Raw genomic sequence first — 14,560 nt, forward strand, 5'->3', positions numbered from 1 at the left:
TCCTGTTAATTTCGATAGTGTTAAATAAAAATCCAGCTTATTTATTAATCCATTAATAAATAAACTCCAGACAGCTGCTTTTCATTTTCTGAAGAATACGTATTGGTACTCTTCAAAAAAGAAAAAACTCACCAGTCATTTCTTTCATGGGCAACGGATTTGAGTTGCTGATATTTTTCCCAGACTTTATGGGCATACACCATGCGTTTGGGGTAATTCTCTTTTTTGAGCCCGGCGTTATAAGCGCCGACGGCTTCCCAGTTATAACCGTAAACTTTAATCATGCCTGAGAGGATCGATGCGCCCACCATAATGGAGGTACAAGGTTCAGTCATGAGTCTTCGCTCGCTGATACCGTGTTGTTCAAGCGCCGTAAAGTGCGTGCTGTTAATTTGCATTAATCCCACATCAATCGTGCCATCGTGATTTTTCCCGACCGCATAGGGATTCATTCCTGATTCAACATTAGCAATCGCATACAGCAAATACGGATCAACATGATAATAGTGCGCTGCTTTATTCCAGCAATTCGCTAACGCGCTTTGGCTTAATATCAATAACAGAAACAGTAAACGCTTCATTATTCACCTGCTGTGGTATGACTCGATTCTCCTTAAACACGTCCTGTTAAATTAGGTGAAGTGACTGGCCACACCCGAAGTGGGGTGTGACCAGTAATTGTGGGCAGATATCACACCCACAATTTCACATCAGAAGATTATTTGCAGTCCGCAGACGCGCCTTCTTTCACCCATACATCGCTGTTACCGGGTTTGTCGCCCTGAGTCCACCATTTCGCACGGTATTCAAAGCCCTGATAGGACGTTTTGTCACCACCGTTGTAGACTTTATCGGCACGCCAGTTCATTTTCACCTGGCTGACCATTTCCCATGCGTCTGCATCAAAGCCAGGTTTGTTGCCCTGAGTCCAGTATTTCGCTTTCCATACCAGATTATCGGAACTGACCATATCGCCATTGTTGTAGACTTTGCTGGATTCCCATGCCGCATATTTGCTGGCGTTGGCGTCAACCGGGTTGTCACAGCTGCCGGTTGCTTGCCCTTCGTCAGAAGGTTTGTCGCCTTCGTCAGCGGGGGTGTTGTCTTCATCAGGCACAACCGGCGTTGCTTTCGGCGTGACCGTGACCTGTACGTTAGACTGAACGCTGGCTTTGCCGTCGCTCACCATCACGCTCAGGGTGTAGGTTGAGTCAGTGCTCACATCCGGTGCGGTGATCTGTACGCTTGAGGTGTTCGTACCGGTGGCGTGCATATCAGATGGAACGCTCCAGGTATAGGTCAGTACATCACCATCTGGATCCGCAGCCTGTACGTTCAGGGTATAAGACTGGCCTGCTTCCAGGGTCACAGCCTGCATCTGGTTAACCACCGGAGCCTGGTTCGCTTTCGGCGCCTTGTTTACAACCTGAACATCAGCGGTGCTGCTCAGACCTTTAGGATCGGTCACGGTCAGACGGAATGCCAGGGTCTGGTTGCTGGTCACCGCGCCAACGGAGAAGGTCGCTTTCGCTTTGGTGCTGTTGGTCAGCGTGACGGATGGGCCAGAGATCTGGGTCCACTTGTACGTCAGCGCATCGCCATCAGGATCGGTAGACGCAGAGCCGTCCAGGGTGACAGTTGCCGGACCGGTCACGGTTTGATCCGCAGCGGAGGCAATTGGCGCATGGTTAGTCACCACCGGATCCGGCGTTGAGCCACCCAGCAGGCTTTCGTTCATGGCGTTCAGGATGTCACCGTTATCAGAGTCGATAGACCAGGCGAACAGACCACCGAGGTTTTTCGCCATCACGTATTTACCTTTCGCCGTCGCGGAACGGGCATCTTCATAAGAGATCAGCTCGCCGGTAGACTTGTTGAAGACGTATGGCGCTTCAGCATCCGCGTCATAACCGTATTCCCAGCCTGGCTTGCCTTTGTACTCGTTCACAATCTGACGATAGTCAACAACGCCGGGTTCCCAGGTGCCTTTCACGGCGTCAGTCGCCGTACCGGTGAACGGGTTGTCGCCAGTGTAACCGTGAACGCCCTTCCAGCCGCGGCCATACATGCCAGTACCCACCACGATTTTGCCTGGCTGTACGCCCTGCTGCAGCAGCGCGTCAACGCCGTTAGAGGTGGTGTAGTTGGTGTCCGGACGCCATGCTGGCGCATGCAGTGCCGCCTGGTGGCCGAGATCGGTCATGCTCCACGCACCGTAGAAGTCATAGCTCATCAGGAAGATGTGGTCGAGGTACTGCTGCGCCGTGGTGTAGTCCACGTCTTCGATCTTATCTTTGCCCGCACCGATAGCGCTGGTCAGCTCATAGGTACGACCGGTTTCCGCAGACAGCTCGTTCAGCATGGTGCGCAGATCGTGCATCAGCGCGGTATAGGTCGCTTTATCCTGCTGAGCATTACCCAGACCTTCGTTTACACCGCCGCCGCCAGGGAATTCCCAGTCGATATCCACGCCGTCGAAGAATTTCCAGGTTTTCAGGAAGTCTTTAACAGACGCCACGAAGCGGGCACGGATCGCGGTGTCGTTCATATGATAGAACGGATCGGACATGGTCCAGCCGCCGATGGATGGCAGGATCTTCAGGTCCGGATGGGCTTTTTTCAGCGCCATCAGCTGGCCAAAGTTACCTTTGTACGGGTCGTCCCAGTTAGATACGCCAGATTGTGGCATCTGCAGCGCAGCCCACGGATCGTGGATCGCCACAGTGTAGTCAGGACGGCCAGCACAGGCTTTCTGCAGGTTTGCGAAGCTGTTGCCATTCTCAACGGTTTTCAGACCGTCGTTGATGCCGTCACCGCCACAAATTGGAATGAAGCCGTACAGGAGGTGGTTCAGGTTAGAGGCTGGAATTTTATCAACCGGGAACTGACGACCGTATACGCCCCACTCAGGGAAGTAAGCGGCAACCACTTTATCGGTATGCTGTGCGAAGGTTTTGTTGTTTTCACGCATAGGCGCATTCAGCGGCTGCAGGTGGCTACCGTCGGTATCCGCAACGATAATCAGCTTGCTGGCGCTTTTGGTACAGCCGCTGGTGTTACAGAGTTCAACCTGTTCCTGGTAACGGCCACCTTTTTTCACTTTAAAGGTCGCGGAGCCAGAGGCACCGGCAGCGCCAGACCATACGGTCTGACCGTCGAGCAGGACTTTACCGGTAGTCGGCGCATCGCCGCTCCAGACGTTCCACTCCACCTTCACGTCAACGCCATCGTTATGGACCTTAACGAGGTTACCGTAGTCCACCACAGACTGATCCACTTCAACGATAGCAAATTTGTCATTACCGCTGCTGATAGTTGGCGTACCTGGGGCTGCGGCGAACGCAGAGCCGGAGACGGCGGCGACAAACAGTGCCAGATAAGTTGGCTTCATAAATTTCATTATTAATTCCTGATAATCTTATTTGTGATAAATTAAAACAACCATGTATTCCATATAACATGGGCGGGTAGTGAATATATTATTTAACTAAAACCGTGAGCCTTACTTAATTAAACCAGACAGCTATTACGCTAAATTATCCTCCCTAAAAAGACATAAGCGACAATCCTTACAGTTTATGTCTCTTACAATACGCCGGGAATTTAATAAAATCCTGCCATTCCCTTATCGAAAAAATTTCAAAAAAAACTTGACCGCGCCGTTCAGAATGTAATGTGCAAGGTCTGCAGAATAAAAATAACCAAACCCGCCAGTGACAACATCGGTCCAAACGGAATAATGCTATTTTCTTTAACAGATTTATAAAAAAGGAAATACAACGCGATGCCGCTCAATGCAGCCGCCAGCAATAAAGAAGGCAATGCCTGCCAGCCGCACCACGCGCCCAGCGCAGCCAGCAGCTTAAAATCACCGTAGCCCAAACCTTCGCGGCCAGTGCTCAGGCGAAACGCCCAGTACATCAGCCACAGCGACAGGTAGCCTGCCGCCGCACCATACAGGGCATCCGTCAGCGGCAGCTGATGAAACAGTGCATGGCTTAACAGCCCCGCCCACAGCAGGGGTTGCGTCAGACAATCCGGCAGCAGCAGGTGTTTCGCGTCAATCACTGCCAGCGGCAGCAGCCCGCACCAGAGCACCCACAGTGAGGCCAATGCGGCCGCAGACGGGGCAAACGCCGCCGTCAGGGCAAAAAACAGGGCGCTGGAAAGCTCAAGCAGCAGCAGACGCAGCGGGATCGCGGTTTTACAGCAGCGGCAACGCCCGCGCAGACAGCACCAGCTCACAACAGGGATATTTTCCCACCAGGAGAGCCTGTGGGAACACGCGGGGCAGTGGGAGGCCGGAAACAGCAGGTTCCCGGCACCCTCCTCTTCGTTGATGAGCGGGGGAATGCGCTCGACAACTACGCCCAGAAAGCTGCCGATAATACCGCCAAGCGTACCGCTCAGCAGGCAAAGGGCGGGCATCTGGCTGCTCTGAAGCAGCATCAGCGGGTTCATGCCACTTTCGCCCAGGTGAGTTTTATCTGCGCTTTTACGTCGCTGAGATGATCGACCGGGGTGAGATCCATTTTCTCCAGACGCACCCCGGTGGTTAAATTCACCTCCCGGAGCCAGTTTTTCAGCTCATAGACGTTAACCCGATCAATATTAAATGACAGGGTCTGACCGTCCTGCTGAATATTACTCAGCGCAACGTGGATCTCTTTCGCGCTCTCTTCCACCACGCTACGTGGATTACTGGTTTTTAATATTTTGGCCTGAAGATGGTTTTTATTTATTTCGGCACGCATCCAGTTGAGGGTTTGTTTCTGTTTGGCCAGCGTGCTTTCACTATTTTTAATCATACTGTCCAGCGGGGTCATTACGCCGTACCAGATAATGGCGCAGCAGAGCGCCGCGCCGCACAGTTTAAACAGATTTCGCTCGCGCGGACTGTAGCCCTGATAGCGCGCCTTTAATTGTCCAATTTTCTCTTTCATTTATATTTCCCTGTGATAATGGCGGTATACGGCGCTTCACTGGAAACCGGCTGCAGCGTAAAGTCGAAGGTGTCACTGGCCTTATTGACGAACGCCTGCAACGCAGCGGGATCCGTGGCGCTGATGTTGAGCGTGAGCTGATTCTGCGTGTCGTCATACCCGACTTCACTCAGTTCAACCGACGGGAGCGCGGCTTTGATCTGCTCCAGCGCCTCCAGTTGCAGAAAGACGCCTTTTTTCTCTTTCTTAATGTTCTGCCCGAAGTGGTACTTCAGGTTGGTAGTCTGGCGCAGCGTGGGAAAGTAGTGCTGAGCCAGCTCAACCATCTGCTGCTGGGCCAGGTTTTCCTGGTGAGTGAGCATCAAGGCCATGCCGATGCGAGGGCCGATCAGCAGTCCCAGGCTCAGCAGCGCCACGGCGGCGATAGCCGGTCTGGCGTAACAAAAACCGCCGTCGGTGCCTTTTGCAGAAAATTCGCCGTGCAGGAGATTGGCTTTGCAGGTTTTCCACTGCGGCTGGATCAGCACCAGCGGGTGCTGCCAGGCCAGTTGCTCATCCACCTGCACGCCCGCGGGCGCATCGCCGTAGCAGACGATTTCCCCGGCGCGCTGCTGGCTCAGCAGCAGCGGCAGCAGCGCGGCGTCGGTTTCACAGGCGCCAAACGGCGAGTAGCGCATCCAGTAGCCGTCGTCGGTTGACACCAGCGTGGTCCCGCCTTCGGCCACCGGCAGAAGGATGGCATCGGGCAGCACCTGCACCACCGTCAGTCCGGCCCCGGCACAGCGGTCCAGCCAGTAGCGCAGACGCGCCGCATCAATGGCCACCGCGTCAACGTCCCGCCCTTTTTTGCTGAGCACCGTCCAGTGGAGCGTGTCCACGTCACCTATCAGCGTCTCTTCGGCCAGCCAGGAGAATTCAACGCTCCCTTTTTTCGGCAAGGTGAAATGGCGGAAGATCATTTCGCAGGCCGGGAGTAACAGACATACCCGCGCGGCAAGCGCGTGACCGGCGAGTTCCGCCAGTGACGCCGCCCCCTGGCGTTCTCCCACCTGGTCGCTACCGGACTCGCACCACATTATGTTCCCGTCTTCATGCGTATCGGGACGAATAAAAAGCACCTGTTTCATAGAGATCGTCTTGTGTTATTCAACCATTCGGTAGCGACGTTGCCAGGTAATCACCTTCCCGGCTTCATTATCAACATGAAGCTGGCTGACGACGCGCAGCGTTAAATCATCGGTATTGCCGGTGCTGTTGACCCGGAAATAGTTACTGTTCACCGCAAGCAACGCCTGAACCTGCTTGAGGGCGTCTTTGGTCTGCGGATAATTTGTCTCAAGCGCTTTCAGGAATGCCTCCATCGACTCCCAGCCCTCTTCCGGGCGGGAGGCGATAAGCCGGATGGCTTCATCCTCACTCAGCGAGCCAATGAACAGTGCGGCCAGCAGCGGCGCCTGTTCTTCGGTCAATGTATTGACATCCACCTTGCTGGCCGTGTCGGGTAAGGCGCACAGCACCTTACTGACTTTGCCGTAGGCCGCCGCCGGAAAGGCGGGCAGAAGCTTTAACTCCCCCGGGGTGCGCATCATCTGATTCGCGGGCTGCCGCGCTGGCTCCACGCCGGCCCAGGCATCCGTCTCCAGCCCCTCTTTAACCGTCGTGGTATCGCCATCGAGATAGTCCATCAGTTGCTGGTAGATCTCTTCGGCATCCCCCGTGGAGATCCCGCTGTCGGCGAGCAGTTGTTCAACGATGCGCTCTTTGACCGGTTTTTCCGGCTGCGCGCCCGCCGTCTGGGTCGCCGGTGTCGGGTCGGTGGCCAGTAAATTGTTCACGTTAAAACAGGTCTGGGCGTCCTCAATCTGGCTTACCACGGTGTAATGTTCGCCTTCGGTTTCCACCGGATCCGTCCATTCCCCTTTTGGCGACAGCCCTTTGCTCTCACCGCTGGCGTACGTCTGCAGCCGATCTTCAATCGCTTTTTGCTGGCTCTGAATGGACCAGCGCAGCTGCTGCTGGCTCACCTGATAGCGGGTCTTCTGCAGATTGCGGCAGAACTGCTGGCTGATTTTGGCCGCCAGCGCTGACATCATGACCAGCAAAATTAGCACCACCAGCAGCGCGACACCGCGCTGTTTTCGAACCGATTTTCCGCTCATTTCTTCTCTCCGGACGGGGCAGGTGCCGGCTGCGGTTGCGCATCCCCAGGGGCTGCTGGCGTAGCTTCTCTTGGCGCCGCAGGCGCGTCCGGCAGATCGCCCGGGGTGGTAAAGACCCAGCGCCAGGTATCGCCATTTTCCATGGTCAGCAGCAGCTCCACGCCGTCCGGCTGATGCGCCGTGTCGGTCCACTTGTCGAGCCAGCTCGCTTTCCAGAAGCGCCAGGAGATCTCTTTCACCTCGCTGAGGATCGCCACCTCTTCCGGTTTCGTATCCGCCGGGCCGTCAATGACCGGCCAGATATCCCGCCACAGCTTTTTATCTTTGAGCCGCCAGCGCACACGCTCCAGCTGAACCTGACCGCTCACGCCGTTCAGCGTGGTCAGCTCCAGCGCATCGTCATGCTGGACAAAAACCTCAGGCTCGTTGCGCGGGGCGCGGGCCTGAAGCTGGAAGAAATCCCGCTCCAGCAGGTTATAGGCGCGCTGAAGCTGGTTTAAGCGGGTGGCCGCCGCGTCGGTGGCGTTCGAGGTGCGCATCGCCCCGTCAAGGATTTGCCAGGCAAGCAAGCTGATAACCGCGAAAATGGTCAGCGCAATCATGATCTCCAGCAGCGTAAAGCCCTGCTGACGCTGAATCTGCTTGCTCATTTCACTTCTCCGGGATCCGGCACCTGCAGGGTAATCACCGGCTTGTCTTCGTCGCCCTCGGCAAACACCTGCACCTCATCGGCAAAGCGTTTTTCGGTGACGTTGACCCGCTGTTTGCGCCAGGTCCAGTTTCGCCCGCCCATCATCTCCGAGCCGGTCTGCAGGGCATCCGGGAACGGCGTGTTGCTCAGTTTCGCTTCCGCCAGCTGGTTTTCCGCCACCCAGCTCGCCTGCAGCGAGTCGCCGAGACCGTGGGTGAAGCGCACGTTCAGCGAGACGGAGTTCATCAGGGCCAGCGCGGCGGTGGAGAAGATGACCAGAGCGACCATCACTTCCAGCAGGGTCATCCCCTGTTCTTTGCGTTTAGTCATCGTTCTCTACCAAAACCGGTGATGCCCCCTGCGACACCACGCGAAAACGTTGCTTTTTGTCAAAACTTTGCAGGGAAAGCGTGAAGCGGCCGATCTCCCCGTCCGGCAAAAAGACAATCTGCGGCGTCGCGTCAGTCGTGGCCGCAAGGCGCTGCGGTGACAGTGAGACGTGCATCTCTTCCGGGAACTGACCGTGGGTGACAATGCGCCCGGCGGTTAAGGGTTCCCAGTGACGCTCGCCCTCTTTTTCGGCCCAGGTGACCAGCTGATATTCCGAGGGGGTGATCACCAGCCCGACAATATTGCCGTCCATCACCGCACGGTCCGAACCATATTCAACGAGGGCTTTTAACTGCTGACCGAAAATATCCGCGCCGCTGCGCGACGGAATAGTCGACACCACCATCATGGCGCAACTGGCAAATATCACCAGCGCCAGAATAATTTCCAGTAAGGTAAACCCACGTTGCTTATTCATTACTTCTCTTTTTTATCTAAAGACCAGTTGGTAATATCATCCGCGGTATTCGCTTCGGCATCCGGACCGGCAGAGAACACATCCACCGCGCCATGTTCACCCGGGCTTACCAGGATATAATCATTACCCCATGGGTCTTCCGGCAGACGACGAATATAGCCATCGTCACGGTAGTTTTTCGGGATCGGGGCGATTTCCGGTTTGGTCACCAGCGCCTGCAGCCCCTGCTCTGTCGTGGGATAACGGTGGTTATCCAGCTTGTACATATCCAGCGAACCTTCCAGCGCCACGATATCGCTGGTCGCTTTCTGGGCATCGGCTTTTTCTTTATTTCCCATTAAATTTGGCACCACCATACTGGCGAGGACGCCAAGAATAACGATGACCACCATTAATTCGAGCAAGGTAAACCCGGCCTGACGTTTCAGGCTATTTCTTTTTAAGGACATATTTAACCCACCATATTATTGAGCTGAAGGAGAGGTTGTAATATTGACAGCACGATAAATAAAACCACTGTCGCCATTGTCACCACCAGTGCCGGTTCAAAGACCGACAGCGTTAACGTAATTCGATGTTGTAAAGCCGATTCCTGATTTTCCGCGGCGCGATCCATTAATGAACCTAACTCCCCGCTCTCTTCACCAGAGGCAATCATGTACAGCATGGTCGGCGGAAACAGTTTCGCCTGGTCCAGGGCGTTATACAGGGAGGCCCCCTGACGCACGGTATCCGCCGCCTGCTCCAGCACCTGCCGGGCATAGCGGTTTTCGATCCCGTCCATCGCGATATACATCCCCTCCAGCAACGGGACGCTACTGGCCTGCAGGATACTGAGCGTGCGGATATAGCGCGCGCTGTTGATGGCGCAGACCAGCTTTTTGATCGGCGAGCCGTTCACCAGCCAGCTGTGCCAGCGAAAACGGTTCGCCGTTTTCTTGACCCAGACCTTAAAGCCGACCATCGCGCCAAAGAAGGCACCCGCAATGAAGATCCCGTATGCCTGCAGGAAATCACTGACGGCAATCAGGGTGCGGGTGGTAATCGGCAGTTGCTGCTTCATATGCACAAACTGCTCGATCACCTGCGGGACCACCGCCACCAGCAGGATGCTGATCACCGCCACGGCGACCACCGTCAGGGTGATCGGGTAGACCATCGCCTGCGTCAGCTTGCTTTTCATCTTCTGACGCTGCTCGTTGTACTCCGCCAGCTTCTCCAGCACGTCGCCGAGATGGCCGGTTTTTTCCCCGGCCATCACCAGCGTGCAGTACAGCTTGTCGAACGTGCGCGGGAACTGGCTGAAGGCGTCAAAAAGGGTATGGCCTTCCACCACTTTCTCGCGGATTTCGGTCACCATCGCCGCCAGCTTTTTGTCTTCCGTCTGCTTTGAAATCGCCTTCAGGGCGCTTTCCAGCGGCAGCGACGCATTAACCAGCGTCGACAGCTGACGGGTAAACATCGACAGCACCGGCACAGAGAGTCTGGCGCCGGTTTTGGCTTTGGCGCTGGCCGCATTTTCACGGGTTTCGGTGATGGTCAGCGGCATCAGCTTCTGTTCACGCAGCGACTGACGCACCTGCTTTGGCCCTTCCGCCTGCAGCGTGCCGCGCTGGGTTTTCCCGGCTGCATCGGTGGCGGTCCACGCGTAGAAAGCCATTATTCATCGCCTCCACGCTCGGCGGTCACGCGCATCACCTCTTCCAGCGAGGTGATGCCGCTGATGACCTTCATCAGGCCGTTTTCGCGCAGGCTGTAGGCCTGTTTGAACAGCTCGGTCTCAATGGACATTTCATCTTTATCTTCGTGAATGGCGCGGCGCATGGCGCTGTCGACCACCAGAAATTCATGAATGCCCGCCCGCCCCTGATACCCGCTCTGACGGCAGTGTTCGCAGCCCACGGCGCGATAGATGGCCTTCGGCGGTTTATCCATAAAGCTAAACAGCGCTTTTTCATTGTCGTCCAGCGGACTGGTGGTCCGGCAGTACGGACACAGCCGCCGCACCAGACGCTGGGCAATGACGCCAAGTAGCGATGAACCAATCAAGAAGGACTCAAGGCCCATATCCCGCAGACGGGTGATCGCCCCCGCCGCACTGTTGGTGTGCAGCGTAGACATGACCAGGTGACCGGTGAGCGACGCCTGCACCGCAATTTGCGCGGTTTCGCCGTCACGAATCTCCCCGATCATCACCACGTCCGGATCCTGACGCAAAATGGCGCGCAGGCCGCGGGCAAAGGTCATGTCCACGCGCGGGTTCACCTGCGTCTGCCCCACCCCTTCCAGTTCATACTCAATCGGATCTTCGACGGTCAGGATGTTACGTTCATGGCCGTTCAGCGCCGACAGAATGGCGTACAGGGTGGTACTTTTACCGGAGCCTGTCGGCCCGGTGACCAGGATAATGCCGTGCGGGCGAGCAATCAGCCCTTTCAGTTTTTCCAGCTCTTCATCAATCAGCCCGAGCTTGTTGATGTCCGGCTTCAGGTTGCTCTTATCAAGCAGACGCATGACCACGCGCTCGCCGTACTGCGACGGAATAGTCGAGACACGCACGTCGATCGCTTTACGGCCAATGCGCAGGGAGATACGGCCATCCTGCGGCAGTCGCTTTTCGGCGATATCGAGCTTCGACATCACCTTAATACGCGACACCAGCAGCGGCGCCAGCTTACGCGCTGGCTGCAGCACCGGGCGCAGCACGCCGTCAACGCGAAAACGGATGCTCAGCGTGCGCTCGAAGGTTTCGATATGGATATCCGAGGCGCCGTCTTTCACCGCTTCGCCAAGAATGGCGTTGATCAGGCGGATCACCGGCGAGTTTTCGTCGTTATCCAGCAGATCTTCGTTGTCCGGGATCTCCTCGGTTAACGCCATCAGATCGATATCCGCATCCATGTCGTCCACCAGCTGCTGCGAAACGCCGCTGTTCTGCTGCCAGATTTTGGCCAGCATTTCATCAAACGCTTCGGCGCTCAGCGTCTGGGGCACAAAGGCGCGCCCCAGCACCCGGCGCATCTCCAGCAGCGCAAACGCGGGCACATCTTCACGGATATAGACCGTGTCGTTCCAGAACAGGATGCCGTTGTCTTTCGCAAAGCTGCTGGTGCAAAGCTGTTTCGTCAGTTCATCCACGCATCACCTCCGCTTACTCTTTGAAGGGATTGCGGGTCGATGACGGCGCAGTCGTCCCCACCGGCGTTGAACGGCTTTGCGATGGCAGTGCCGGCAGTACCGGGTTATCACTGTTTTCAATAATCCCCAGCTTCTGCTCTTCCATACGCTGCTGCTGACGGGCGCGGATCTGATCGTATTTCTCTTTCGTCGCCGCGCTGTAGTTGTCGTCATCACGCAGCACGGTGGTGTGGATAAACACCATCAGGTTACGTTTCGACGTGTCCTGCGAGGTATAGCGGAACAGCTGTCCCACCAGCGGCAGGTCACCCAGCAGCGGCACTTTTGACACGTTCTGTTTGTTGACGTTCTCCATCAACCCGCCGAGCACCACCGTCTGGCCACTGTGAACCATCACTTCGTTATTGATGGTACGGGTGTTGAAGGTTGGCCCCAGGCTGGCGTCCGTGGTGGCGCTGGCATCGACGCTGGAGACTTCCTGTTCGATCTTCAGGTGGATCATATCCCCGTCGTTGATCTGCGGCACAATCTTCAGCTTGGTACCGACGGTTTTACGTTCAACCGAATTAAAGACGTTGTCGCCGCTGGTGGTCTGGGAGCCGGACAGTACCGGCACATCCTGACCGACGTTGAACGACGCTTCTTTGTTATCCAGCGTGACCACGCTCGGCGTGGAGAGAATGTCGTTCTTACCGGTGGTCGACAGCGCAGTCATCAGCGCACCAAAGTCGCCGTTAAAGAAGCCGGTCGCCAGGCCGGTAAAGCTGGCCGTTTTCAGCGTCTTGTTCTTAATCTGGCTGATCGGCAGACCGGTCGAGCCAAACTGCACGCCGCCGTGTGAGCTGGTCCACTGCACGCCGAGATCCAGGCCGTTGCCGTCCTGTACTTCAGCAATGATCGCTTCCACCAGCACCTGCGGACGGCGAATATCCAGCTTGTCGATCACCTTCTCCAGCGAGTTCATGACGTTTGGCTGGGCGGTGATCACCAGGGAGTTGGTCGCATCATCGGCGGTAATATTCAGATCCCCTGAAGGGCTTGCGGTTTTGCTTTTCGGCGTACCCGCTTTGTCTTTCAGCTGCTCACCAATACCGGTCAGCACCGGCACCACTTTTGAGGCGTTGGCGTATTTCAGGTAAAAGACGCGGGTATTGCCCTCGTTATTCTGCTCGCGGTCGAGCTGACCGATCAGCGACCGGGTGCGAGCACGCGCATCTTCCGTCCCGCTGATCACCAGGCTGTTGGTTTCGTCATCGGCCACCACTTTGGTTGCCAGCTGCGGCGCGTTCTGCCCTTTCTGCTCTTCATTATTGAGGTTATTCAACATGTCAGAGAGCTCTTTGGCGGAGGCATAGCGCAGCGGCACGATTTCACGACGCTGCATGCCGGAACGATCCACGCGCTCCACCAGATCCACCAGGCGGTTCACCACCGAGGCTTTACCGGTTAACAACAGCACGTTTGAAGGTTCAAAATGGACCACGTTACCGATGCCCGAAGCATCGTTCAGCTGGCGCAGCAACGGCGCCAGCTCGCGCACCGGGACGTTTTCCATACGCACCACGCGGGTGATGATCTCATCCCCTTTGCCCGGATTTTTGCTGTCGGCCACCGGTACACCGGCAGTACGCGCCACGCTTGAACGCACCACTTTGACCATACCGTTATCCATCGGAATAACCGACAGACCATACAGGTCCAGCACGCTCAGGAAGAACTGATAATATTCCTCCTCCGACAGCACGTTATAGGTTCTCACCGACACGGTGCCCTGAACGGACGGGTCGACGAGAATGGTTTTATTCAGATTACGACTTACCGTATCGATAAATTCGCGGATATCGGTATTTTTAAAACTGGCGCTAAAGTTGGCTGCAAGCAGCGAACCGGAATATAACGACAATGCGGTCAGCGCCACGCACGCCCACGGAAATTTCTTCATGATGTACACTTGTTAATTGTTGAATACATTAACCCGAATATTTTCAAGGTGAGCGTGCCGTCTGACGACAACATCCGCTTCTTTCATTTTCGACCAGTTGGCGATGATATTTTTCGCCTGCGCTTCTTGCGTCATATCGACGTCATTGACTTTCAACACCACGTCGCCTTTTTCCAGTCCTGCATTATGGTAAAAAGGCGTTGCGTTCCGTGGATTAATAGTAAAGCCTTCCAGTTGGCCTTTATCGATTAACGGTTTTAACACCAGATAATCATCGAGATGCAGACTGTCGGCGCCGGCATCTTTTTTCGATTTGGTAACCGGGGCGCTGTCAACGCCGCCCTTGAAATACGCCGGTTTATTGAGGGCCAGCGTCTGTTTCGCCCCCTCGTACTGCACCACCACATTATCTTGATTAATTTCACTTACATAGGCATCGTCAAAGCCCACCAGCGGCTCCCCTTCCCGGTAGCTCTGCTGACCGGCGGGCGTCTTGATCACGGCGAACGATAACCAGGATTCATCGCTACGAATAATGCCCTCAATCTCTGCCGACAGTGGCGCTTTTGCCGCGGATGGCGCGTTGCTTTGACGCACTGCGGCGGTGAAAAGCCCAAAGGATTTTTCAGCGTCAGTTTTTTTTAGCGCCGGCTTATCAGCATTCGCTAACTTATTCGTAACCTTCTTATAATCTTTATAAACGACATATCCCTGCTGGCTGCAGAATATCAGCATGACAAGCATGACGCAGGGTGTCATTAAACGGGAAAGGAATACGTTCCTCATTATTTATCTGGCCTTTTAGCAAAGCAGTCATTCGCAGCGACGTGCTGCATCACTGAGTGAGCTAATAATAATCAGCCCCCTGAAGGTGGACTA

14 protein-coding genes are annotated in these 14,560 nt (G+C 55.5%); all 14 read right to left on the reverse strand.

All coding sequences use genetic code 11. From position 1 onward, the window contains the following. Positions 1 to 128 precede the first annotated feature (128 nt). The gene (gene iagB, locus LDK53_RS06445) at positions 129 to 581 is read right to left on the reverse strand and encodes a type III secretion system invasion protein IagB (protein WP_047958137.1); all 453 of its coding nucleotides are present in this window, start codon (positions 579 to 581) and stop codon (positions 129 to 131) included. Between the two features lie 137 nt (positions 582 to 718). Beyond that, entirely contained in the window at positions 719 to 3,400 is a 2,682-nt protein-coding gene (locus tag LDK53_RS06450) for a glycosyl hydrolase family 18 protein (protein WP_225285027.1), read from the reverse strand. A gap of 263 nt (positions 3,401 to 3,663) precedes the next feature. Continuing rightward, positions 3,664 to 4,461, reverse strand: coding sequence for a prepilin peptidase (locus LDK53_RS06455; RefSeq protein ID WP_225285028.1), 798 nt, complete (start codon positions 4,459 to 4,461; stop codon positions 3,664 to 3,666). Further along, positions 4,458 to 4,943, reverse strand: coding sequence for a type II secretion system protein M (locus LDK53_RS06460; protein WP_025756051.1), 486 nt, complete (start codon positions 4,941 to 4,943; stop codon positions 4,458 to 4,460). The genes LDK53_RS06455 and LDK53_RS06460 overlap by 4 nt, the downstream gene beginning before the upstream one ends. Further along, positions 4,940 to 6,070 carry a type II secretion system protein GspL gene (gene gspL, locus LDK53_RS06465; RefSeq protein WP_225285030.1) on the reverse strand — a complete coding sequence of 377 codons (1,131 nt, stop codon included), beginning with the start codon at positions 6,068 to 6,070 and terminating at the stop codon, positions 4,940 to 4,942. The genes LDK53_RS06460 and gspL overlap by 4 nt, the downstream gene beginning before the upstream one ends. 15 nt (positions 6,071 to 6,085) lie before the next feature. After that, positions 6,086 to 7,102, reverse strand: a complete 1,017-nt coding sequence (gene gspK / locus LDK53_RS06470; RefSeq protein WP_225285032.1) for a type II secretion system minor pseudopilin GspK — start codon at positions 7,100 to 7,102, stop codon at positions 6,086 to 6,088. Then, entirely contained in the window at positions 7,099 to 7,752 is a 654-nt protein-coding gene (gspJ, locus tag LDK53_RS06475) for a type II secretion system minor pseudopilin GspJ (RefSeq protein WP_225285033.1), read from the reverse strand. The genes gspK and gspJ overlap by 4 nt, the downstream gene beginning before the upstream one ends. Then, positions 7,749 to 8,123, reverse strand: a complete 375-nt coding sequence (gene gspI / locus LDK53_RS06480) for a type II secretion system minor pseudopilin GspI (protein WP_225285034.1) — start codon at positions 8,121 to 8,123, stop codon at positions 7,749 to 7,751. The genes gspJ and gspI overlap by 4 nt, the downstream gene beginning before the upstream one ends. Beyond that, positions 8,116 to 8,601: a type II secretion system minor pseudopilin GspH gene (gene gspH / locus LDK53_RS06485; RefSeq protein WP_025756056.1), complete on the reverse strand. Its 486-nt coding sequence runs from the start codon at positions 8,599 to 8,601 to the stop codon at positions 8,116 to 8,118. Before gspH ends, gspI begins: the two co-directional genes overlap by 8 nt. After that, positions 8,601 to 9,050 (reverse strand): type II secretion system major pseudopilin GspG, encoded by a 450-nt coding sequence (gene gspG, locus LDK53_RS06490; protein WP_059310662.1) that lies wholly within the window; start codon positions 9,048 to 9,050, stop codon positions 8,601 to 8,603. Before gspG ends, gspH begins: the two co-directional genes overlap by 1 nt. A 2-nt stretch (positions 9,051 to 9,052) precedes the next feature. Beyond that, the gene (gene gspF / locus LDK53_RS06495) at positions 9,053 to 10,261 is read right to left on the reverse strand and encodes a type II secretion system inner membrane protein GspF (protein ID WP_225285035.1); all 1,209 of its coding nucleotides are present in this window, start codon (positions 10,259 to 10,261) and stop codon (positions 9,053 to 9,055) included. After that, positions 10,261 to 11,739, reverse strand: coding sequence for a type II secretion system ATPase GspE (gene gspE / locus LDK53_RS06500; RefSeq protein WP_225285038.1), 1,479 nt, complete (start codon positions 11,737 to 11,739; stop codon positions 10,261 to 10,263). The genes gspF and gspE overlap by 1 nt, the downstream gene beginning before the upstream one ends. A 13-nt stretch (positions 11,740 to 11,752) precedes the next feature. Further along, positions 11,753 to 13,681, reverse strand: coding sequence for a type II secretion system secretin GspD (gspD, locus tag LDK53_RS06505; RefSeq protein WP_059385915.1), 1,929 nt, complete (start codon positions 13,679 to 13,681; stop codon positions 11,753 to 11,755). Positions 13,682 to 13,693: 12 nt separating this feature from the next. After that, a complete protein-coding gene (gene gspC / locus LDK53_RS06510) occupies positions 13,694 to 14,425 on the reverse strand; it encodes a type II secretion system protein GspC (RefSeq protein WP_225285040.1) in 732 nt (243 codons plus the stop codon). Positions 14,426 to 14,560: the final 135 nt, after the last annotated feature.

This window comes from Enterobacter sp. K16B (genome assembly GCF_020216105.1).
Lineage (GTDB): Bacteria > Pseudomonadota > Gammaproteobacteria > Enterobacterales > Enterobacteriaceae > Enterobacter > Enterobacter sichuanensis.